Source organism: Nocardioides lacusdianchii (assembly GCF_020102855.1).
Lineage (GTDB): Bacteria > Actinomycetota > Actinomycetes > Propionibacteriales > Nocardioidaceae > Nocardioides > Nocardioides lacusdianchii.
The window spans coordinates 63,640-83,979 of record NZ_JADHZD010000010.1; the positions used below are offsets into that span (position 1 = coordinate 63,640).

20 protein-coding genes and 1 tRNA gene are annotated in these 20,340 nt (G+C 71.4%); 9 read left to right on the top strand and 12 right to left on the bottom strand.

Features of this window, described 5'->3' with window-relative positions:
* Positions 1-3: 3 nt before the first annotated feature.
* Positions 4-2,646: a penicillin acylase family protein gene (locus IRX98_RS14905; protein WP_224278047.1), complete on the bottom strand. Its 2,643-nt coding sequence runs from the start codon at positions 2,644-2,646 to the stop codon at positions 4-6.
* A 119-nt stretch (positions 2,647-2,765) separates the two neighbouring features.
* Here IRX98_RS14905 and IRX98_RS14910 point away from each other — a divergent pair, with 119 nt between their 5' ends.
* The 3 genes from IRX98_RS14910 to IRX98_RS14920 are packed head-to-tail and all read left to right on the top strand — an operon-like array spanning position 2,766 to position 4,170.
* A complete protein-coding gene (locus tag IRX98_RS14910) occupies positions 2,766-3,071 on the top strand; it encodes an FmdB family zinc ribbon protein (protein WP_224278049.1) in 306 nt (101 codons plus the stop codon).
* A gap of 52 nt (positions 3,072-3,123) precedes the next feature.
* On the top strand, positions 3,124-3,756 hold the full coding sequence (locus IRX98_RS14915; protein ID WP_224278051.1) for an SAF domain-containing protein: 633 nt from the start codon (positions 3,124-3,126) through the stop codon (positions 3,754-3,756).
* 42 nt (positions 3,757-3,798) lie between these two features.
* A complete protein-coding gene (locus IRX98_RS14920; RefSeq protein WP_224278053.1) occupies positions 3,799-4,170 on the top strand; it encodes a large conductance mechanosensitive channel protein MscL in 372 nt (123 codons plus the stop codon).
* A 70-nt stretch (positions 4,171-4,240) separates the two neighbouring features.
* Here the strand turns inward: IRX98_RS14920 and IRX98_RS14925 are convergent, their stop codons facing one another.
* The 3 genes from IRX98_RS14925 to IRX98_RS14935 all read right to left on the bottom strand — a co-directional run bounded on the left by IRX98_RS14925 (position 4,241) and on the right by IRX98_RS14935 (position 6,198).
* Positions 4,241-4,435 (bottom strand): hypothetical protein, encoded by a 195-nt coding sequence (locus IRX98_RS14925; RefSeq protein ID WP_224278056.1) that lies wholly within the window; start codon positions 4,433-4,435, stop codon positions 4,241-4,243.
* Entirely contained in the window at positions 4,432-5,667 is a 1,236-nt protein-coding gene (locus tag IRX98_RS14930) for an LCP family protein (protein WP_224278057.1), read from the bottom strand. The genes IRX98_RS14925 and IRX98_RS14930 overlap by 4 nt, the downstream gene beginning before the upstream one ends.
* Positions 5,668-5,790: 123 nt before the next feature.
* Positions 5,791-6,198, bottom strand: a complete 408-nt coding sequence (locus IRX98_RS14935) for a MerR family transcriptional regulator (RefSeq protein WP_224278059.1) — start codon at positions 6,196-6,198, stop codon at positions 5,791-5,793.
* Positions 6,199-6,260: 62 nt separating this feature from the next.
* Here IRX98_RS14935 and IRX98_RS14940 point away from each other — a divergent pair, with 62 nt between their 5' ends.
* Both IRX98_RS14940 and IRX98_RS14945 read left to right on the top strand, forming a co-directional pair.
* Positions 6,261-7,778: a SulP family inorganic anion transporter gene (locus tag IRX98_RS14940; protein ID WP_224278061.1), complete on the top strand. Its 1,518-nt coding sequence runs from the start codon at positions 6,261-6,263 to the stop codon at positions 7,776-7,778.
* A 79-nt stretch (positions 7,779-7,857) separates the two neighbouring features.
* Positions 7,858-7,933, top strand: a tRNA-Arg gene (locus IRX98_RS14945).
* Positions 7,934-7,961: 28 nt separating this feature from the next.
* On the opposite strand, the gene IRX98_RS14950 is transcribed toward IRX98_RS14945, so the two are convergent.
* The 6 genes from IRX98_RS14950 to IRX98_RS14975 are packed head-to-tail and all read right to left on the bottom strand — an operon-like array spanning position 7,962 to position 14,285.
* A complete protein-coding gene (locus tag IRX98_RS14950) occupies positions 7,962-8,714 on the bottom strand; it encodes an SDR family oxidoreductase (RefSeq protein ID WP_224278063.1) in 753 nt (250 codons plus the stop codon).
* The gene (locus tag IRX98_RS14955; protein ID WP_224278065.1) at positions 8,701-9,723 is read right to left on the bottom strand and encodes a LacI family DNA-binding transcriptional regulator; all 1,023 of its coding nucleotides are present in this window, start codon (positions 9,721-9,723) and stop codon (positions 8,701-8,703) included. Before IRX98_RS14955 ends, IRX98_RS14950 begins: the two co-directional genes overlap by 14 nt.
* Before the next feature lie 5 nt (positions 9,724-9,728).
* Positions 9,729-11,171: a GH1 family beta-glucosidase gene (locus tag IRX98_RS14960; protein ID WP_224278068.1), complete on the bottom strand. Its 1,443-nt coding sequence runs from the start codon at positions 11,169-11,171 to the stop codon at positions 9,729-9,731.
* Positions 11,168-11,998, bottom strand: coding sequence for a carbohydrate ABC transporter permease (locus IRX98_RS14965; RefSeq protein ID WP_224278070.1), 831 nt, complete (start codon positions 11,996-11,998; stop codon positions 11,168-11,170). Before IRX98_RS14965 ends, IRX98_RS14960 begins: the two co-directional genes overlap by 4 nt.
* Positions 11,995-12,993, bottom strand: coding sequence for a carbohydrate ABC transporter permease (locus IRX98_RS23545; RefSeq protein ID WP_224278072.1), 999 nt, complete (start codon positions 12,991-12,993; stop codon positions 11,995-11,997). The genes IRX98_RS14965 and IRX98_RS23545 overlap by 4 nt, the downstream gene beginning before the upstream one ends.
* Positions 12,994-13,001: 8 nt before the next feature.
* Entirely contained in the window at positions 13,002-14,285 is a 1,284-nt protein-coding gene (locus tag IRX98_RS14975; protein WP_224278074.1) for an ABC transporter substrate-binding protein, read from the bottom strand.
* Positions 14,286-14,461: 176 nt separating this feature from the next.
* Between IRX98_RS14975 and IRX98_RS14980 the strand changes: the two genes are divergently transcribed.
* The gene (locus IRX98_RS14980; RefSeq protein ID WP_224278076.1) at positions 14,462-15,307 is read left to right on the top strand and encodes an SMP-30/gluconolactonase/LRE family protein; all 846 of its coding nucleotides are present in this window, start codon (positions 14,462-14,464) and stop codon (positions 15,305-15,307) included.
* Between the two features lie 19 nt (positions 15,308-15,326).
* Here IRX98_RS14980 and IRX98_RS14985 read toward each other — a convergent pair whose 3' ends face one another.
* Entirely contained in the window at positions 15,327-16,487 is a 1,161-nt protein-coding gene (locus IRX98_RS14985; protein WP_224278078.1) for a saccharopine dehydrogenase family protein, read from the bottom strand.
* 52 nt (positions 16,488-16,539) lie between these two features.
* Here IRX98_RS14985 and IRX98_RS14990 point away from each other — a divergent pair, with 52 nt between their 5' ends.
* From IRX98_RS14990 to IRX98_RS15000, 3 genes are all read left to right on the top strand, one after another.
* Complete coding sequence (locus IRX98_RS14990; RefSeq protein WP_224278080.1) at positions 16,540-18,381, top strand: beta-propeller domain-containing protein; 1,842 nt, start codon at positions 16,540-16,542, stop codon at positions 18,379-18,381.
* A gap of 122 nt (positions 18,382-18,503) precedes the next feature.
* Positions 18,504-18,773 carry a DUF2277 domain-containing protein gene (locus IRX98_RS14995; protein WP_207082785.1) on the top strand — a complete coding sequence of 90 codons (270 nt, stop codon included), beginning with the start codon at positions 18,504-18,506 and terminating at the stop codon, positions 18,771-18,773.
* The gene (locus tag IRX98_RS15000) at positions 18,770-19,663 is read left to right on the top strand and encodes a Sir2 family NAD-dependent protein deacetylase (RefSeq protein ID WP_224278083.1); all 894 of its coding nucleotides are present in this window, start codon (positions 18,770-18,772) and stop codon (positions 19,661-19,663) included. Before IRX98_RS14995 ends, IRX98_RS15000 begins: the two co-directional genes overlap by 4 nt.
* Here IRX98_RS15000 and IRX98_RS15005 read toward each other — a convergent pair.
* Positions 19,660-20,340: an iron-dependent transcriptional repressor DtxR gene (locus IRX98_RS15005; protein ID WP_224278085.1), complete on the bottom strand. Its 681-nt coding sequence runs from the start codon at positions 20,338-20,340 to the stop codon at positions 19,660-19,662. The two genes, IRX98_RS15000 and IRX98_RS15005, sit on opposite strands and share 4 nt — an antisense overlap.

The following is a 20,340-nucleotide window of genomic DNA, read 5'->3' on the forward strand; positions in this document are numbered from 1 at the left end:
AGGTCAGCCCGCCGGCGTCAGCACCAACCGGTCCTCGGCCGCCGCCTCGACGGCCTCGCGGCTGTAGGCCCAGGGCAGGGTCTCGCCGTCGACGTAGAGCTCGGTCTGGTCGGAGTAGTGCGACGACGCCGGGTGGCCGGAGACGCCGGTGAGGTTGATCCAGCGCGAGTCGTCGAAGTCGGCGAGCGACACGACCATGCGCATCGACGGCGCGGCGGTGACCTCGTAGCCCTCGGCGGCGTTCCAGGAGGTGGCGTCGACGATCGACGACCCGCCGCCGACCTGCCAGCCGTCGCGGTTGAAGAGCCGCTCGACCGGCGCGATGCCGGACTCGCCGAGGGTCGCGTTGCGCAGGTTCATCCGGTGCAGGCGGCCCCACGTCCACAGCCGGGGGTCGCGCGACTGGCGCCGGGTCAGCTCGTCGCGGGCGGCGATCATCGCGGCACGCAGGATGTCGTCGCGCGTCTCCACCTCGTCGTCGGTGCCGGCGTCGTCCCACCACGGCCCGGCGGGCTCGGTCAGCATCCGGCCGACCACGGTGAACCACCGGTCGCCGCCGTCGGGCCAGGTCCGCACGCGCAGCTCGTCGTGGAAGGTGAGCTCGAGCAGGTTGGCCCACACGACGTTGAAGTACGCCGCCGGCGCGCTGTCGGCCGGCGACGAGCCGTCCCAGTCGCGCAGCAGCCGCTGGGCGTTGCGGTAGTAGGGGTTGGGGAGGTTCCGGATGTCGAGCAGGTAGGGCACCAGCGTCTCGGCCATCGGGTTGGTCGAGTCGAGCTGGAGGTCCACCATCTCCTCCACCGACAGCTCGCCCTCGTCCTCGAGCACCTCGCGGATCCGGGTCGAGCGGTAGCCGTAGTCCCAGTCGCGGGTCAGCAGGTAGGGGTAGTCCTCGTCGACGACCGCCTGGTTGGCGGTGACGATGTAGCCCTCCTCGGGGTCCAGCACGCTCGGCAGCCCGTCGAAGGGGATGTAGTCGCCGGTCCAGTCGTTGGCGCTGATCCAGCCCTCGACCGGCATCGTGCCGTCGTTGCCGCCCCGACGGATCGGGACCCGGCCCGGCGCTTGGTAGCCGATGTGGCCCTCGCGGTCGGCGTACACCAGGTTCTGCGCAGGCACCGCGAAGTCGGCCGCGGCCGCGCGGAACTCGTCCCAGTCCGACGCGCGGTTGAGCGCGAGGATGGCGTCGGCGGTGGGCGCGGGGTCGAGGGCCGTCCACGCCAGCGCGACGGCGTACCCGCTGCCGCGCTCGCCGGGCTCGTCGGTCGGGGCGTTGGCGCCGACGGTGGCGAACTCCGTGGCCACGTCGCTGATGAGCGGGCCGTGGACGGTCTCGCGCACCCGCAGCTCGACGTCGTCGGCCCCGCGGACCTCGATGGTCTCGGTGCGCACCCGCAGCGGCTCGGTCTCGCCGTCGCGGACGTAGAGGTCGTCGCCCTCGGTCTGCTCCAGGAAGAGGTCGGTGACGTCGGGGCCGAGGTTGGTGAACCCCCACGCGATGTCGGCGTTGTGCCCGATGATCACACCGGGCACGCCGGAGAAGGTGAAGCCCGAGGTGTCGAGGGTGCAGCCGGGCGAGGCCTCGCGACAGTGCAGGCCCATCTGCATCCAGATGCCGGGCTGGCTGATGCCCAGGTGCGGGTCGTTGGCCAGCAGCGGCTGGCCGGTGGCGCTGTGCTCGCCGTCGACGACCCACGAGTTGCTGCCGATGCCGCGCCCCTTGCCGACCAGCTCGGGCATCGCGGCGACCCGGTCCTGCACGCGCTCGAGTGCCTCGACGACGCCACGGGGGTACGCCGGACGGCGGGGGTTGCGGGTCGCGTTGGCAGTGGCGTTCTGCTCGAAGACGCCGTCGACGACACCACCGCCGGAGACGATCGGCGGGTGCGACTCGGCGTCGTAGGCCGGCCAGAGCTCGGCGACCTCGGCCTCGCTGTGGTCGAGGGAGAGCAGCACCCGGTCGACCTCGGCCTCCATGTTGCCGCGCAGGTCCCACGCCATCGCCTTGAGCCAGGCGAGCGAGTCGACCGGCTGCCACTCCTCGGGCGTGTAGTCGAGGCCGGTCAGGCCCAGGATGCTGTACTCCGCCGCGAGCTCGGAGGGCGAGCGGTCCTCGATGTAGGCGTTCACCCCCTCGGCGTACGCCGTCAGCGCGGCGCGCGTCGCCGGCTCCAGCAGCGGCCACTCCTGCTCCGCGACCCGGCGCCAGCCCATGGTGCGGATGAAGCGGTCGGTCTCCAGGGTGTCCTCGCCGAAGATCTCCGAGAGCCGGCCGGCCGTGACGTGGCGGCGGAAGTCCATCTCGAAGAAGCGCTCCTGCGCGTGGACGAAGCCCTGGGCGCGCATCAGGTCGTCGTCGGTGTCGGCGTAGACCTGCGCGATGCCGTTCGCGTCGCGCACGACCTCCACCGACGCGGACAACCCCGGGACCTCGAGCTCGCCCTCGGTCTGCGGCAGCGGACGGCGTACGACGCCGACGACCGCCGCGGCCAGCACGAGCAGCACCAGGACCAGGCCGACCGCAGTCCACGCCGTCCAGCGCACGGCCCGCGGCGCGCGGCGAAAGGCCTGCCACCAGCGGGACCGGGGCCGGTCGGTGGGCTCGTCGGCGGACGGGGGCGCGGGGGTGGGTGACGGGTCGCTCATCGCGCTGCCCATTGTGCCGTACCATTGGCAGTCGAAGAGCCAGAGTGCCAGCGCGTCGCGCGGCCCCGGCCGATCTCCGTTCCAGCTCCACGAGGCCAGATTCCCTAGAGGATTGCCACATGCCCACCTATCAGTACGCCTGCACCGAGTGCGGGCACTCCTTCGAGCAGTTCCAGAGCTTCAGCGAGGACGCGCTGACCGTCTGCCCCGAGTGCGACGGCAAGCTGCGCAAGCTCTTCAACGCCGTCGGCGTGGTCTTCAAGGGCTCCGGGTTCTACCGCACCGACAGCCGCAGCACCTCCTCGTCGACGACGCCCGCGTCGACGACCTCCTCGTCCTCCGACTCCTCGGGCGCCTCGTCGCCGAGCTCGTCCACGTCGTCGTCCTCCTCTTCCTCCTCTTCCTCCTCGTCCTCCTCCGACTGACCCCTGTGGAGAGGCCGAGCGGGCACAGTCCGCTCCGGCCTAGCGTCGGGGGATGCTCCCGGGACTCCCGCCGACCAGGCGTCGACTGCGCGCCGTACGCCACCAGCTGAGGCGTCGCCGCCGGCTGCTCGCCGCGGCACTGACCGCCGTCGCGGTCCTCGGCGTGCTCCGTGCGCTCGCCCCGCCCGAGCCGGACACGGTCGAGGTGCTGGTGGCCGCGCGCGACCTGCCCTCGGGCACGCGGCTCGACGACGGCGATCTGGTCGCGCACGACTTCCCCCGGGACCTTGCGCCGCCCGACGCCGCGACGACAGCGCTGGGCCGCGTGCTGGCCGCGCCGCTCGGCCGGGGCGAGGTGCTCACCGACGCCCGCGTGGTCGGGCCGGGACTGGCCCTGGCCGAGCCGGGGCAGACGATCCTGCCGGTGCGGCTGCCCGACGCGGGGATGGCGACGCTGCTCCAGCCGGGTGACGAGGTCGACCTGGTGGCCACCGACCCCGGCACCGGGGCCTCGAGGATCGTGGCCCGCGAGGTGACCGTGCTCGCCACGCCCCGCGGCGTACCCGACGGACCAGCCGGTGTCGCGGGCGGCGCGCTCGTGGTGGTCGGCACGTCCGCGACCGAGGCGATCGACATCAGCGGCGCGGCGCTGTCGCAGTTCGTGACGGTCTCCTGGACCCGCTAGCGTGAGCCGCATTCGGGTCCACCCCACTAGGGAGAACACAACATGAGTGGTTTCAAGAACTTCATCCTCCGCGGCAACCTCGTCGAGCTCGCCGTGGCCGTCATCATGGGCACGGCGTTCGCCGCCGTGGTCACCGCCTTCACCGGCATGCTGCTCTCCGCCATCAGCAAGGCGACCGGTGGCGCCGAGCCGAACTTCGACACCTTCGCCCCCGGCGACGTGCTCGTCGGCCCGTTCCTCACCGCCCTCATCGCCTTCCTGATCCTGGCGGCCGTCGTCTACTTCTTCGTGGTCGTGCCCTACACCAAGGCCAAGGACCGCTACTTCCCCGCCGAGGCGACCGGCACGCCCGCCGACGTGGCCGTGCTGGAGGAGATCCGCGACCTGCTCAAGGCGCGCGGCGGCAACGTCTGACCCGCACCGCCCGCGCACGCGCGAACGGCCCGTCCCCACTGGGGGCGGGCCGTTCGTCGTGCTCGGGGCGTCAGCCGTGGTGCGGCGGCACCTCGGCGCGGTACCACTCGTCGCCCTTGCCGGCGGTGTCCTCGCGGGCGTCGCGGTCGTCGCTGGTCTGCTCCGGTACGCCGTCGCCGAAGACAGCCGCGAGACGGCGGCGGCGCTGCCACTCCGGCTCCTGCTCGGGAGCCGGGCGGTCGGTGCCGTCGGCGCTGTCGCTCACGCGCAGACTCCCGGGACGGGCTCCGGCTTCGTGGTCGCCGGGGCGGACGGGGTCTCGGTCTCGCTGGCCGTCGGCGTCTCGGTCGGCGTCTCGGTCTCGGTCTCCGAAGGCGTCGAGGATGGCGTCCCGCTGCCGGTGGCCGAGGGCGACGGGGTCTCGGTGGCCGCGGACGACGTGCTGGGCGGCTCGGCGGTGACGGCGTTCCCGGACAGCAGGCGCGCCGGGATCTCCTTGTCCTCGTTGATGAGCTCCCAGATCTCGGTTGCCTGCTCGGTCCAGAAGACCCGCCCGCTGAACTCCGAGTCCGTGGGGTAGTACTCCGTCGGCAGCGTCACGAACTGCACCTTGTCGAGGCCGATGCTCTGCAGCTGCATGGCGATCTTGCCGATCCGGGTCACCGAGTCGAGCTCGGTGTCGGTCGTCAGGGACTTGGTGGCGGCGTCGAGGAAACCGACGACCTTGTCCAGGCGCGTGAGGGTGCCCGCCGACTTCACCTTGCGCACCAGGGCGGCGATGAAGGTCTGCTGGCGCCTGATGCGGGAGATGTCGTTGCGCTGGGCCAGCTCGCCGACCGAGCGTGCGCGGACGTAGTCGAGCGCCTCGTCACCGGTGAGCACCGACGGGTCGCCCGCCGGGACGAAGATCCCGTGCTTGCGGTCGACGAGGTCCTCGGGCACGCAGACCGGGACACCACCGACGGCGTCGACCATGTCGCCGAACCCGTTGAAGTCCACCACGACGAAGTGATCGACGAAGACGTCCGTCTCGGTCTCGAGCTGGTCGACAGTGCAGACCGGGCCACCGATGCCGTAGGCAGCGTTCCACATCACCTCGGTCGCGGCGGCGGACTCACCGTCGTTGCACGCGGGACGATCGACGATCGAGTCGCGCGGGATGGACACGGCGTACGCGCGCTCGCGGTCGGCGGAGAGGTGCACGAGGATGGTGGTGTCGGAGCCACCGCCGCCCTCGCCGTCGATGGAGTTGCCGGCGCCCTCACGGGTGTCGTCGCCCATCACCAGGATGTTGAGCGGCTCGCCGTTGCCCCGGTAGACCTTCTCGGGGCGATCGCCCCCGAGAGCGTCCAGCGAGACGCCCTCGATGTTGCCGTTGAGGTGCCGCACGAAGTAGATCGTGCCGAGACCGGTGATGAGCGCCAGGACCAGCGCACTGACGAGGATCACGCGTCCGACGGTGTGCTTGCGCGCGACCTTGCCCTTGCGCTTGGGCATGCCGGCAGGGGCCTCCGGACGTGACTCATCCGACACGGGGCTCCCCTTGCGGCTCGAGAAGATGGACTGACCGCGTCCGAACCTACTTCACATCGGCAAGATTTCCTGCGCTCGCGAGCGGCGTCAGCCGTGGCGCGCGCCGAGGAGACCGATGAACTCGTCGGCCATCTCGAGCTGGCGGACCAGGCGTGAGCGACGCGCGGTGGCGTCCGTGCGCACGTCGGCGATCCGCTGCTGGGCGGCAGCCCGCTCGCCCTCGCCGGCCCCCGGGTCGGCGAGGACCTCCAGGTCGGACATCACGGCCTTCATCTCGTCGAGGCTGAAGCCGAGCGGCTTCATGCGCCGGATGACGAGGATCTTGTCGACGTCGGACTCGGTGTAGAGGCGGAAGCCGCCGTCGGTGCGGCCCGACGGCTGGAGCAGCCCGACCTCCTCCCAGTGGCGCAGGCTGCGCAGGGACAGCTCGGTGCGGGCCGCGACCTCACCGATCTGCATGACGACGTCGGTCGTCTCGCCTGCCCCCTGGGCCATCCCGGTCTCCTGTCGCTCGAGGATTCGAACCCTACCCTAACGTAAGGGTAGGTTTTCCCCTCGTGTCTGCTGCCACCGAGCCTATGGCCCCGCCCGCCACCGTCGAACCCAGCGTGCGCGCCGCCCTGCGGTCGCCGAAGATGCTGCGCACCGAGGTGCTGGCCGGTCTCGTCGTCGCGCTCGCGCTGATCCCCGAGGCGATCTCGTTCTCGATCATCGCCGGCGTCGACCCCCGCATCGGCCTGTTCGCCTCCTTCACGATGGCCGTCTCCATCGCCTTCCTCGGCGGGCGCCCGGCGATGATCTCGGCCGCGACCGGAGCGATCGCGCTGGTCATCGCCCCGGTGATGCGCGACCACGGCTACGACTACCTCGTCGCCACCGTGCTGCTCGGCGGCCTGATCCAGATCGCGCTCGGCCTCGGCGGCTTCGGCAAGCTGATGCGCTTCATCCCGCGCTCGGTGATGGTCGGGTTCGTCAACGCCCTCGCGATCCTCATCTTCATGGCGCAGGTCCCCTACCTGGTCGACGTGCCGTGGCTGGTCTACCCGATGGTCGCCGTGGGCCTGGCGATCATGGTCGCGCTGCCGCGCGTCACCACCGTCGTGCCCGCCCCGCTCGTCGCGATCGTCGCCCTCACCGGCTTCACGGTGCTGGCCTCGCTCTCGGTGCCCGACGTCGGCGACGAGGGCGAGCTGCCCGACAGCCTGCCCGAGCTGTTCTTCCCCGACGTCCCGTGGACGCTCGAGACCCTGCAGATCATCGCCCCCTACGCGATGGCCATGGCGGTCGTCGGCCTGCTCGAGTCGCTGCTCACGGCCAAGCTCGTCGACGACATCACCGACACCCGCTCCAGCAAGACCCGCGAGTCTTGGGGCCAGGGTGCTGCCAACGTCATCACCGGCTTCTTCGGCGGCATGGGTGGTTGCGCGATGATCGGGCAGACCCTGATCAACGTGAACGTCTCCCGTGCCCGCACCCGGATCTCGACCTTCCTCGCCGGCGTCTTCCTGCTGATCCTCGTCGTCGGGCTCGGCGACGTGGTCGCGATCATCCCGATGGCCGCGCTGGTCGCGGTGATGATCCTGGTCTCGGTCGGCACCTTCGACTGGCACTCCATCCAGCCGGCCACCCTGCGCCGCATGCCGAAGTCGGAGACCACCGTCATGGTCGCGACCGTCGCAGTCACCGTCGCGACGCACAACCTCGCCATCGGCGTCGTGGTCGGCGTCCTGGTCGCGATGACGCTCTTCGCCCGCCGCGTCGCCCACCTCACCGAGGTCCAGCGCGAGGTCGTCGAGGACCGCAACGGCGTCCCGACCGCGGTCTACCGCGTCACCGGCCAGCTGTTCTTCGCCTCCAGCAACGACCTCTACACCCAGTTCGGCTACGCCGAGGACCCCGACGCCGTCGTCATCGACCTCACCGACTCCCACGTCTGGGACGCCTCGACCGTCGCCTCGCTCGACGCCATCACCACCCAGTACGCCCGCAAGGGCAAGAGCGTGCAGATCATCGGGCTCAACCCCTCCAGCGCCGAGCGCCACGAGCGGCTCAGCGGGTCGCTGCCGTCGCACTGACGCGCCCTCGGGTGGGCGACGTCGTACGCCGTCGTGGCAGGATGCTGCCCGCCGCGGAACCTCCGGGAACCGTGGCAACGCCCCAGTAGCTCAGTGGATAGAGCAGCCGCCTCCTAAGCGAAAGGTCGCAAGTTCGACTCTTGCCTGGGGCACCAGCAGCCGTCGGAAGGCCGACGGTCCAAGCTAGATCGTGTGCCCGCCGTTGACCGAGATCCGCTGGCCGGTGATGAAGCCGCCCGCGTCGGAGACCAGGTGGGCCACCGTCGCGGCGACGTCGTCGGGCGTGCCCATCCGTCGCAGCGGGACGTCGGCGACGTACGAGTCGGTGCTGATGCCGGCGTGGCGCTCGACCGGGATCCACCCGGGCTGGACGAGGTTGACGGTGACGCCGTCGGGTCCCAGCTCCTTCGCCCACACCCGGGTGAGCCCGACCTGCGCGTTCTTCGCAGCGACGTACGCCGACATGCCGGGCGTGGCCCGGTCCGCCATGTCGGAGCCGATCAGGATCACCCGCCCGCCGCCCGCCGATCGCATGGACGGCAGCGCGGCCTGCAGGAGCAGGGTGGGGCTCTTGACGAAGAACTCCAGCTGGTCGAGGTGGGCCCGCCACGACAGGTCGTCCACGCCGACCTCCGGCTGCGGGCCGGTGGCGTTGGCGACGACCGCGGTCACGGGGCCGAGGGTCGTGGAGACCCGGGCGAAGAGGTCGACGACCCCGTCCTCGTCGACGACGTCGGCCCCGAACGCCTCGGCAACGCCGCCGGCGCTCCTGATGCGATCGACGACGGCCTCGGCGCCTTCGCGCCCGCGCAGGTAGTTCACCGCGACGGGCCGACCGGCAGCCGCGAGGCGGACGGCGATGGCCGCGCCAAGTCCGCGCGACGCGCCGGTGACGAGTGCGACACCCTCGGCGGCGCCGGGCTCAGACGGTGTCACGACGGACCAGCTCCGGCACGAAGACGACGCGACGCGGCGCACCGCGTCCGCCCTGGGCGATCGCCTCGACCAGGAGCCGGACCGCCTCGGTGACCATCTGGTCGATCGGGTTGCGCAGCGTGGTGAGGGGCGGCTGGGTGCGCTCGGCGACGCCGAGGTCGTCGTAGCCCACGATCGCGACGTCGTCGGGGACCCGGATGCCACGGGCCCCGAGCTCGCGCATCGCGCCGAGTGCCATGAGGTCGGACGCGGCGAAGATGCCGTCGATGTCGCCGCCGCCGTCGGCGTCGAGCAGCTCGGCACAGGCCGTGGTCCCGCTGTGCTCGGTGAAGTCGCCGTGGGCGACCCGGTTGCTGTCCAGCCCCGCTGCGTCCAGCTCCTGGCGCCAGCCCGCGAGGCGGTCGTGGCCGGCGCGCATGTCGCGTGGTCCGGCGATCGTGGCGATCGTGCGCCGGCCGCCGTCGATGAGGACGCGCACGGCCTGGGCCGCCGCACCGGCGTTGTCGCTGTCGACGACGGGGACCCGCTCGGCGCCGATCCACGGGGCGCCGATGAACACGCACGGCAGCCCGAGGTCGGAGAGGTGCTCGGCGAGGCGGTCGTCGCGGTGGTGGGAGGCGACGATGGCGCCGTCGACGTAGCGCCCGCGCAGGTAGAGCAGCATGCGGTCCTCGTCGCCCGGCTGGGCGAGCAGGAGCACGAGCTGCAGGTCGCGCTCGCGCAGCGATCGCGCCACGGCGTGCAGCATCCGCGCGAAGAACGGGTCGGAGAAGACGCGCTCGTCCGACTCGGGCAGGATCACCGCGACGGAGCCGGTCCGCTGCATGACCAGGGACCGGGCGGCACCGTTCGGCGTGTAGCCGAGCTCGCGCGCGGCGTCGACGACCGCGGCCTGCGCCTTCGCACTGACCTTGGACCTGCCGTTGAGCGCACGCGACGCCGTCGCCTTGCTGACCCCCGCCAGCCTGGCCACCTCGTCCAGCGTGGACGCGTGCCCGTTCACCACCACCTGGGTCACGCTACTGGCAGGCCGTTCGTCGCGGCCACCTCCGCGAACCACCGCGCGCTGTCCTTGGGCGTGCGCACCTGGGTGTCGTAGTCGACGTGGACGATGCCGAAGCGGTGGGCGTAGCCGTAGCTCCACTCGAAGTTGTCCATCAGCGACCACACGAAGTAGCCACGCACGTCGACGCCGACGTCGATCGCGTCCCGCACCGCGTGCAAGTGCTGCTCGATGAACTCCAGCCGGCCGGTGTCGTGGATCGCGCCGTCCTCCACGACGTCGTCGGCCATCGCACCGTTCTCGGTGATGTAGATCGGCGGCGCGCCGTAGGCGTCCCTCAGCCGGACCAGCAGACGCGTCAGTGCGCCCGGGTCGATCTCCCAGTCGCGGTCGGTGGTCGGCCGTCCGGTCCGCGGGAACACGAAGCCACCCCCGGGGTACGGCGACTCGCGCGGGCGCGTCGAGTGCTCGATCCGGCTCCCGAGGAGCTCGCCCGGCTCGGCGTCGTACGGCAGTGCCGCGGGGAGGTCGGGGTGGTAGAAGTTCACGCCGAGGAAGTCGGTCGGCGCGCTGATCAGCTCGAGGTCGCCGTCGAGGACGAAGTCCTCCCAGCGCCGGCCCTCGAAGAGCATGCCGGCGGTGTCGCGGGACAGGTCGTCGGCGTACTTGCCGAGGAACAGCGGGTCGAGGAAGACCCGGTTGTGGAAGCCGTCGAGCCGTCGCGCCGCCTCGACGTCGTCCTCGCGGGTCGGGTCGAAGGGGTCGGCCACGGTCGGGTTGAGGGTGATGCCCACCGCCTTCCCGTTCTCGGGGGTGCCACCTCGACGGCGGAACTCGTCGACGAAGAGTCCGTGGCCGAGGAGCAGGTGGTGCGCGGCGACGACCCCGGCGACTCCCTCGCTGCGGCCGGGCGCGTGGCCGCCACTCGTGTAGCCCATGAACGCCGAGCACCAGGGCTCGTTGTGGGTCGTCCAGCTGTCCACACGGTCGCCGAGCACGTCGTGCACGGTCATCGCGTAGTCGAGGAACCGGTGCGCGGTGTCGCGGTTGGTCCAGCCGCCCTCGTCCTCCAGCGCCTGCGGGAGGTCCCAGTGGTAGAGGGTCAGCCAGGGCGTGATGCCGGCCCCGAGCAGCTCGTCGGTGAGCCTGCTGTAGAAGTCCAGCCCGGCGGCGTTCACCGAACCACCGTCGGGGCACACGCGCGGCCAGGCGACGGAGAAGCGGTACGACGCGAGCTGGAGCTCCTTCATCATGGCGACGTCCTGCGGCATCCGGTCGTAGTGCTCGCACGCGACGTCGCCGGTGTCGCCACCGAGGATCGCGCCGGGCACCCGCGAGAAGGTGTCCCAGATGGACGGCGTACGCCCGTCGGCCGCCACCGCACCCTCGATCTGGTAGCTCGCCGCAGCGGCCCCCCAGAGGAAGTCGGACGGAAAGGGTCGGATGGTCGTCATCCCTTGACGGCTCCTTGCATGATGCCGGCCACGAGCTGGCGGCCGGTCGCGATGAACAGAAGTAGCAGCGGGATCGTCGCGAGCAGGGTGCCGGCCTGCAGCAGCGCGATGTCGGCGATGCCGCCCGCTGGCGCGATCTTGAGCTGGTCGAGCGCGGTCTGGAGGGTCTGGACGTCGGAGCCCTGCAAGATCAGCAGGGGCCACATGAACTCGGTCCAGGTCTGCATGAAGGTGAACAGCGCCAGGATCGCCATCGCCGGGCGCGCCGCAGGCACCGCGACCGTCCAGAACGTGCGCAGCTGCGAGCAGCCGTCGACGCGGGCGGCCTCGATCAGCTCGTCGGGGATCGCGTCGAGGAGGTACTGACGCATGAAGAAGACCCCGAACGCGGTGACCAGGAAGGGCAGGACCACCGCGGTGCGGGTCCCCGTGAGGTCGAGGTTGCTGAAGGTCTTCAGCAGGGGCACGAACGCCAGCTGCGTGGGCACCGCCATCGTGGCGACGACGAAGGCCATGGCCACGTTGCTCCCGCGGAAGCGCAGCTTGGCGAAGGAGTAGCCGGCGAGCGTGGAGAAGAACACGACGGAGGCCGCCGAGATCCCCGAGATCAGCACCGAGTTCGCGAGCGCCGACCAGAAGTCGATCTGGTCGAAGACGCGACGGGCGTTGTCGAGGAAGTAGCCGCCGGGGTAGAGCGGCAGCGGGCTCTGGATGGCACGTTCCTTGGTCACCGAGCCGATGACGAAGGACCAGTAGAGCGGGAACGTCGAGCCCAGCACGAAGGCGGACAGCAGGCCGTAGACGAGGAACCCGGGACGCCGGCTCACCGCTCCCCCCTCCTCTGGACCTGACGCGTGATGGCGTAGTTGAGCAGCGCGATGCCGATGATGATGAGGACGATGATCCACGTCGCCGCAGCCGCACGGGGGTAGGGATCGGTGCCGCTGTTGGAGGTGTTGAAGACGTACATCGTCAGCGTCTGGTACTGGTAGTCCGCCCCGCCCTGGAACTGCAGGTTGGTGTCGAACAGCCGCGGCTCGGTGAAGATCTGCATCCCGCCGATGGTGGCGGTGATGATGACGAAGAGCATGGTGGGCCGGATCGACGGCAGCGTGACGTGGAAGAACTGCTGCACGCGGCTGGCGCCGTCGATCGCGGCGGCCTCGTAGAGCTGGCGCGGGATCGCCTGGAGCGCAGCCAGGATGATCAAGGTGTTGTAGCCGGTCCAGCGGTAGTTGACCATCGTGGCGATGGCCGTCCAGCTGGCGAACCGGTCGGTGTGCCAGGCCACGCCGGAGAGTCCGACGGCGCGGAGCACCTCGTTGGCCAGGCCGGTCTTGTCGGCGAAGATGCTGCCGAAGATGAGCGCGGCCGCGGCCGGCGCGACGACGAACGGGAGCAGCACGCTCATCCGCCACCAGGTGCGTCCGCGCAGCGGGGTGTCGAGCATGGCGGCGACGACCGTGGCGACGACCACCTGAGGCACGGCCGAGAGCACGAAGATGCCGATGGTGTTCCAGAAGGCCTTGTGGAACACCGGGTCGGTGAGCACGTGGCCGTAGTTGGCGAACCCGACGCCCTCGCCGTGGGTGAGCCCGTAGCGGGGCCAGGAGAAGAACGAGAGGTAGCCCGAGTAGACCATCGGGTAGACGCCGATGACGAGGAAGAGCGCGAAGAACGGCACGACGTAGAGGTAGGGCGAGAAGCGGAAGTCCCAGTGGGAGAGCTTCTGCCGCCACGTCAGCCCGGGAGGCGGGACCGGCGAGCCCGTCGCCGGGGAGGTCGCGAGGACCTCCCCGGCGGGGGCGTCGGTGCGGGTCACGGACATGGTCAGGACAGGCCGTCGACGGCCTGGGTGAAGGTCTCCCAGGACTCGTCCGGCGAGGCGCCCTCGTCGACGCGCTGGATCGCGGTCTGGAAGAGGCCGAGGATGTCGGAGTACATGTCGCCCTTGTAGGGACGGCCCGGCTCCACCGCGGCGGCGCGGTCGGCGAGGATCACCGCGGTCGGGGCGTCGTTGAAGTAGGGGTCGGTCGCGTTCTCGGCGGCCAGGCTCTCCTGCGCCTCGACGTTGGCGGGGTAGTTGCCGGCGGCCTCGAACGCCGCGAGCTCCTGGTCGGCGTCGGTGAGCCAGGCGGCGAGCTCCTGGGCCTCCTCCTGGTGCTCCGACATGGCGGGCACGGCGAGGTAGGAGCCTCCCCAGTTGCCGCCGCCACCCGGGAACGCGTTGGCGATGTCCCAGCCCTCGACCTCGGGCGCGTTGGACTTGATGTTGGAGAACATCCAGCCCGGGCACGGCATCGTGGCGAAGCCGTCGTTGGTGAAGTTGGCGGTCCAGTCCTCCTTCCACTGCACGACGCGCGGCGAGAGCGTCGTGGAGTAGCCGGTGACGGTGTCCCAGACCAGCTCGAGCTCGGCGTTCTCCACGTCGATCGTGTTGTCGGCCGTCTGGAACGGGAACTCCGCCTGGTTCAGCATCGCCTGGGCGATCGAGCCGCTGGAGTCGTACCACTTGGTGTCGGGCAGCGCTGCCGTGAGCTCCTCGCCGGCGGCGAAGTAGGAGTCCCAGGTCTCGAAGATCGCCTCGACCTCCTCGCGGTCCGAGGGCAGGCCGGCCTTCTCGAACAGGTCGGCGCGGTAGCAGAAGGCCTCCGGGCCGGCGTCGGTCGGATAGCCGACCTGCTTGCCGTCCGCGGTCTGCCCGGCCTTGTACGCGTACTCGACCCAGCGGTCGTCGAGCGAGGAGTCCGAGATGTCGGCGAACTGGTCGGAGGCGCCCTCGGAGAGGAACTGCGGCATTGCGTCGCCCTCGACGGCGACGATGTCGGTGAGGCCGTCCCCGGCCTGCAGCTTCTGGGTGAGCGTCTGCTTCCACGGGTCCCAGTCGGCGATCTTGGTCATCTCGACCGTGAAGGGCCGGTCGGGGTCGGCGTTCCACTCCTCGATCAGCGCGTCGTAGCCGAAGTCGCTGAACGTGGTGATGGTGAGGACGTCGTCCTTGCCGAGCGAGGCCTGGCTGGCCTCGGAGTCGCCGCCGCAGGCGGCCGTCGTGCCGGCCACGAGTGCCAGGGCGGCACCGACGGCGGCCTTTCGTCGAGTGGTGGAGTGGCGCATGTCTGGTGCTCCTCGCGATCGAACCGATGGTGGAATCGATTCCACCGCTGCTGTCCCGAAACTATGACCGGCGTCACATGGTGCGTCAAGGGGTCACCGCCAAATCGATGGCAGGCACGCTCAAATCAAGGTGCAAACGATTCCATTTCCGGCCCGCCACCGCCTACCATCGCGCCATGCGAGCCCAGCAGCTGACCGACGTCGTCACCCACCACGGGGAGGGCATCTGCTGGGACCCCGGCGTGTCCCGGCTCCGCCTGGTCGACGTCTTCGAGGGCGACCTCCTCACCCTCGACGGCGACCGCGTCGCCTCACGCCTCGACGTGGGTGCCGTCGTGGGCGCGTGGCGTCCCCGCAGCGCCGGGGGCGTCGTCGTCGCGACGGACGACCGGTTCGTCCTGCTCGACCGGGCGGGCGCGGTCGAGTGGACCTCGCCCTCGCTCTTCGGGCCGGGGCGCCGGATGAACGACGGCGGGTGCGACCGGCAGGGCCGGTTCTACTGCGGGTCGATGAGCCTGGACGCGATCACCGGTCAGGGAACTCTCTGGCGGCTGGACCCGGACCGCACGGTCTCCCCGGCCATGACGGACCTGACGATCCCCAACGGGCTCGTCTGGTCCGAGGACGGGACCGTGGCCTTCCACGTGGACACGCCGCGGGGCACGGCCGACGCGCTGGAGCACGACGCCGGGACCGGGAGGCTGGCGCACAGGAGACCGGTGGCCCGCGTGTCCGGGGGGCACCCCGACGGGATGGCGCTGGACGCGCACGAGGGTCTCTGGGTCGCGATGTGGGGCGGGTCCTCCGTGCACCGCTACTCCCTCGACGGCGACCTCACGGCGGTCGTCGAGGTGGGCGCGGCCCAGGTGTCGTCATGCGCGTTCGGCGGCCCGGGCGACACCCACCTCTACATCACCACGTCCCGACAGGGCCTGGGCGACTCCGAGGACCCTGCCGCCGGTGCGGTGTTCTGCGTCGACGTGGACGTCGAAGGAGCGCCCGTCGCGACGTACGGAGCGTGATCGGACCGCGCAGCGAGCCTCAGACGGTCTCGAACCGGATCCCGGCCGCCTGCAGCCGCGCGAGCAGCGCGTCGCCCATCGCCTGGGCAGGCGTGACCTGGCCGGAGGTCTCGGGGTTGTCGTCGAGGGCCAGGCACAGCGCGGCCTCGGACAGCATCTTGGCCGTCTCGGTGTAGCCCGGGTCGCCGCCGGAGACGCGGGTGCGGACGGTCTGCCCGCCGGCCTCGCCGACGAAGTCGACGGTGAACCACGACTTCTCGCGCTTCGACGCGTCGGGGCCGGAGCCCTGCGGCACATTGCCCTTGAGGAAGTCGCGCACCGGCTTCAGCTGCGCGGCCACCGTGAGCAGCCCGACGCCGGCCGCACCACCGGCGGCGTAGCGCAGCGTCTTGGTGCCGGCCCAGTGGGAGTAGCGGAACTTCGGGCCGTACGCCGACAGCGCAGCACCGCTGCGGGCGACGACGATCGGGTCGATGGTCGGCAGCGGGAGCAGCCAGTAGCCGAGCACCGGATCGCGGTGCGGCTTGCCGCTGACCGAGCGCGACGACCGGCCCTCGGGACGCACCTCGGCGCGGCGACGGGCGGCGTACGTCTTCTTCATCTGGGCGGCGCGGGCGAACTGGTCGAGGGCGGAGTGGAAGGTGCCGCCGGAGAAGGTGCCGGCCGAGCGGACCACGCCGCGCAACGTGATCGGCTGGTCGGACGGCAGCTGCTTGACGGTGTAGAAGGCCCCGAGGTCGTGCGGGATCGAGTCGAAGCCGCACGCGTGCACCAGCCGGGCGCCGGTGCGCACGGCCGTCTGGTGGTGGGCGAGGAAGGACTGGTCGACGAACTCCGGCTCACCGGTGAGGTCGAGGTAGTCGGTGCCGGCCTCGGCGCACGCGGCGACGAGCGGGCCGCCGTGCTGGAGGTAGGGGCCGATGGTGGTCGCCACGACGCGGGCCTGTCGGGCGACGTCGGCCAGCGCCGCGGGGTCGGTCGAGTCGGCGACGAGCACCTGCACGTCGCCGCCCAGCCGCTGGCGTACGGCCTCGAGCTTGTCGGCGTTGCGGCCGGCGATCGCCCAGCGCAGCCCGTCCGGGGCGTGCGCGGCGAGGTAGTCGGCGGTGAGACCGCCGGTGAAGCCGGTGGCCCCGAAGAGCACGATGTCGAAGGGCCGGTCGGGGTGGCGGTCGCTCATCGCGCCATCGTGCCACGCGGAACCGCGGCTCCCGCGGGGCCGTCCCACGACCATGAGCCTGCGCCGGACCACCACCAGCATCGCCGCCATCACCTGCCTCGGCGTCGCGGCCGGCGTGGGCTACGTCGTCGGTGACGCTCCCGCGCCCACCACCGCCCCGCCGATCGCGCTCGCCAACGCCGACCTGACCGCGGTCGGGAGCTGCGAGGAGCTGCTCGACTCCTACGTCGAGCGCGCGCTCGAGCAGGTCGGCCCCTACGGCTGGGGCTCCGGCATCATCGCCTTCGACTCGTCGGGCGGGTCGGACGCGATGGAGTCCTCGGGCATCGAGCGGGCGGCCGGGGTGAGCACGTCGCGCAGCACGAGCAACGAGTCGGGCACCAACGTCCAGGAGGTCGACGTCGACGAGTCCGACGTCGTCAAGGTCGCCGGGTCCCTGCTGCTGCGCCTGCGGGAGGGCGAGCTGCTGGCCTACGACGTCTCCGGCGACGAGCCGACGCTGCTGTCCACCACCGCCCTGGACGACGCCCTCGGTGCGGACTGGCCCGGGGGTCCCGGTGGCGAGCTCCTGCTGGTCGGCGGTCGCGCCGTCGTGCTCGGCTCCTCGTCCGACGGGCTGGAGACCACGATCACCACGGTGGACCTCTCCGACCCCACCTCGCCCTCGGTCGTCGACGCCACCACGGTCCGCGGCCGGGTGTCGGCGGCCCGGCTGCACGGCGACGTCGTGCGCGTCGTGCTGGTCAACGGCCTGCCCGAGCTCGACTTCTCCTCCCCCGACGGCACCTTCGGCCAGATCCGCGCGCGGCTGCGCAACCGGTCCCTGGTCCGCGAGACCACGCTCGCCGACTGGCTGCCGACCGTCGACGGCGAGCCGGTCGTGGCCTGTGAGGACGTCGCGGTCCCCGACGACGAGGTGCCGCTCGGCACCACGACCGTCGTCGCACTCGACCCCGCCGCCCCGACCGACCGCACGGCGACGGCGGTCGCCACCGAGTCCGACACGTCGTACTTCTCCACCGACCGCTTCTACCTCGCCGGGGGTGCGCCGGCGTGGGGCTGGGGCGACTGCATGAACTGCCGCCCCGGTCCGAGCACCGGCGGGACCACACCGATCTACGCCTTCGCGCTCGACGGCGCGGACACGACGTACGTCGCCTCGGGCGAGGTCGAGGGCACCATCGCGGACCGCTGGTCGATGGACGCCGTCGGCGGCTCGCTGCGGGTCGCGGTCGGGGCCAGCAGCGAGACCGGCAACTTCAACTCCGTGCTCACCCTGCGCGAGGACGGCGCCGACCTCGTCGAGGAGGGCCGCGTCGACCAGCTCGGCGTCGACGAGGAGATCAAGTCGGTGCGGTGGTTCGACGACCTCGCGATCGTGGTGACCTTCCGCCAGACCGACCCGCTCTACGCCATCGACCTCAGTGACGCGGCTGCCCCGCGGCTGCTCGGCGAGCTGAAGATCCCCGGCTTCAGCGAGTACCTCCACCCGCTCGGCGAGCAGCGGCTGATCGGCGTCGGGCAGGACGCCTCCCTCGACGGCGTGACCCGCGGCGCGCAGGCGGCGCTCTTCGACGTCACCGACCTGACCGCGCCGCGCCAGCTCGACGTGGTGCGTTACCCGGCGCAGAGCCAGGCCGGAGCCGGGCTCGACCCGCGTCAGTTCACCTGGCTGCCCGAGCAGCGCATCGCGCTGACCGTCGTCTCGCAGGGTTGGACCGGCACCACCGGCTGGGTCTCGGTGCTGTCGCTCGACGGCGGGACGATGAGCAACCGGATGGTCGAGGTCGAGCACGGCAGCGACGTGGCCGACGTACGGCTCGTGCCGCTGGCGTCGGGCCAGGTGGTGCTGGTGACGGGCGAGGACGTCAGCTTCTTCTCCCTCGCTGGTTGAGACGTGGTTTCGAGGCTCGTCGCTGGCGCTCCTCGCACCTCAACCACCGAATCGCCTCGCTGGTTGAGGTGCGAGCGCAGCGAGCCTCGAAACCTGCGCACCGTCGGACGTACGCTCGACCCATGTGCCGCAACATCCGCCCGCTCAACAACTTCGAGCCGCCCGCCACGCGCGACGAGGTCACGGCCGCCGCGCTGCAGTACGTCCGCAAGGTGGCCGGCACGACGAAGCCGTCGCAGGCCAACGAGGAGGCGTTCTACGCCGCGGTGAAGGAGATCGCGCACATCACCGAGCACCTGCTCGACGACCTGGTGACCACCGCGCCGCCGAAGAACCGCGAGGCCGAGGCCGAGAAGGCACGTGCCCGGGCCCGGGTGAGGTACGGCGCGTGAGCCTGGTCGCCACCGAGCAGTCGGCGCTCGACCTGCTCGCGACCCGACCCCTGGTCGTGCTCACCGGCGCGGGACTGTCCACCGACTCCGGCATCCCGGACTACCGCGGACCCGGGTCGACGGCGCGGGCCCCGATGACCTACCAGGAGTTCGTGGCCGCCCCCGAGGCGCGGCAGCGCTACTGGGCGCGCAGCCACCTCGGCTGGCAGCGGATGGGGCGCGCGCTGCCCAACGACGGCCACCGCGCGGTCGCTGCGCTCGACCCCTCGCTGCTCATCACCCAGAACGTCGACGGGCTGCACGAGGCGGCCGGGACCCGGCAGGTGGTGGCGCTGCACGGCCGCGTCGCGGACGTCGTGTGCCTCGACTGCCGCGAGACGTCCTCGCGCGCGGAGATGGAGCAGCGCCTCGACGAGCTCAACCCCGGCTGGCTCGAGCGGCACGGCTGGGTCGAGTCGCGCCCCGACGGCGACGTCGACCTCGACGACACCGACGACTTCGTGGTGCCGGCGTGCGCGTGCGGCGGCCCGCTGAAGCCGCACGTGGTGTTCTTCGGCGAGAACGTCCCTGCCGACCGGGTGGCCCGCTGCTACGCCGCCGTCGAGTCGCTCGGCACCGACGGGGCGCTCCTGGTCGCGGGCTCGTCGCTGACGGTGATGAGCGGGCTGCGGTTCGTCAAGCGTGCGGCTGCGGGAGGTACGCCGATCGTGATCGTCAACCGCGGACTGACCCGCGGCGACGCGCTGGCGACGTACAAGCTCGACGTGGGGTGCAGCGAGTTCCTGACCGAGCTTGTCAGGCGTTCCCAGAGGTTGTCAGGCCTTGCAGAGGCCGACAACCTGGGGGATCCCCGGCCGACCGGGGATCCCGAAATCTCGGCCAGCGCCTAGCGGCGCACGAAGATGTGCTCGGCCGCCTCGACCACCAGCTCGGCGGTCTCGCCGCCGGACCCGATGAGGATGCCCTCCTCGGTGCGGGCGATGGTGACGGTCTTGCCGGGCAGGGCGCCGACGCGGCGCAGCAGCCCCATCAGCTCCTCGTCCTTCTGCATCTCCTCGGAGATCCGCTTGACGTGGACCATCTGGTCCTCGGGGAGCGCGGCGGCGGAGAGCGGCTCGACGTTGTCCATGAAGTGCTCGCCGCCGACGTCGCCGAGCTCGTCGAGGCCGGGGATCGGGTTGCCGTAGGGCGACTCGGTGGGGTGGTCGAGCAGCTCGAGCAGGCGGCGCTCGACGGTCTCCGACATCACGTGCTCCCAGCGGCACGCCTCGGCGTGCACGAGCTCCCAGTCGAGCCCGATGACGTCGGTGAGCAGGCGCTCGGCGAGGCGGTGCTTGCGCATCACGCGGGTGGCGAGGAGCTGGCCCTCCTCGGTGAGCTCGAGGTGGCGGTCGCCCTGCACGGTGAGCAGGCCGTCGCGCTCCATCCGCGCCACCGTCTGCGACACGGTCGGCCCGGACTGGTGCAGCCGCTCGGCGATGCGCGCGCGCAGCGGCACGATGTCCTCCTCCACGAGCTCGTAGATCGTGCGGAGGTACATCTCGGTGGTGTCGATCAGGTCACTCAC

Excerpts from the sequence above, each read along its gene's own strand:
- IRX98_RS14995 (WP_207082785.1), top strand. The coding sequence starts at position 18,504 with ATGTGCCGCAACATCCGCCCGCTCAACAACTTCGAGCCGCCCGCCACG.
- IRX98_RS14980 (WP_224278076.1), top strand. The coding sequence starts at position 14,462 with ATGCGAGCCCAGCAGCTGACCGACGTCGTCACCCACCACGGGGAGGGC.
- IRX98_RS14975 (WP_224278074.1), bottom strand. The coding sequence starts at position 14,285 with ATGCGCCACTCCACCACTCGACGAAAGGCCGCCGTCGGTGCCGCCCTG.
- IRX98_RS14915 (WP_224278051.1), top strand. The coding sequence starts at position 3,124 with ATGCTCCCGGGACTCCCGCCGACCAGGCGTCGACTGCGCGCCGTACGC.
- IRX98_RS14930 (WP_224278057.1), bottom strand. The coding sequence starts at position 5,667 with ATGCCCAAGCGCAAGGGCAAGGTCGCGCGCAAGCACACCGTCGGACGC.
- IRX98_RS14960 (WP_224278068.1), bottom strand. The coding sequence starts at position 11,171 with ATGACGACCATCCGACCCTTTCCGTCCGACTTCCTCTGGGGGGCCGCT.
- IRX98_RS14990 (WP_224278080.1), top strand. The coding sequence starts at position 16,540 with ATGAGCCTGCGCCGGACCACCACCAGCATCGCCGCCATCACCTGCCTC.
- IRX98_RS14985 (WP_224278078.1), bottom strand. The coding sequence starts at position 16,487 with ATGAGCGACCGCCACCCCGACCGGCCCTTCGACATCGTGCTCTTCGGG.
- IRX98_RS14910 (WP_224278049.1), top strand. The coding sequence starts at position 2,766 with ATGCCCACCTATCAGTACGCCTGCACCGAGTGCGGGCACTCCTTCGAG.
- IRX98_RS14920 (WP_224278053.1), top strand. The coding sequence starts at position 3,799 with ATGAGTGGTTTCAAGAACTTCATCCTCCGCGGCAACCTCGTCGAGCTC.
- IRX98_RS14935 (WP_224278059.1), bottom strand. The coding sequence starts at position 6,198 with ATGGCCCAGGGGGCAGGCGAGACGACCGACGTCGTCATGCAGATCGGT.
- IRX98_RS14905 (WP_224278047.1), bottom strand. The coding sequence starts at position 2,646 with ATGAGCGACCCGTCACCCACCCCCGCGCCCCCGTCCGCCGACGAGCCC.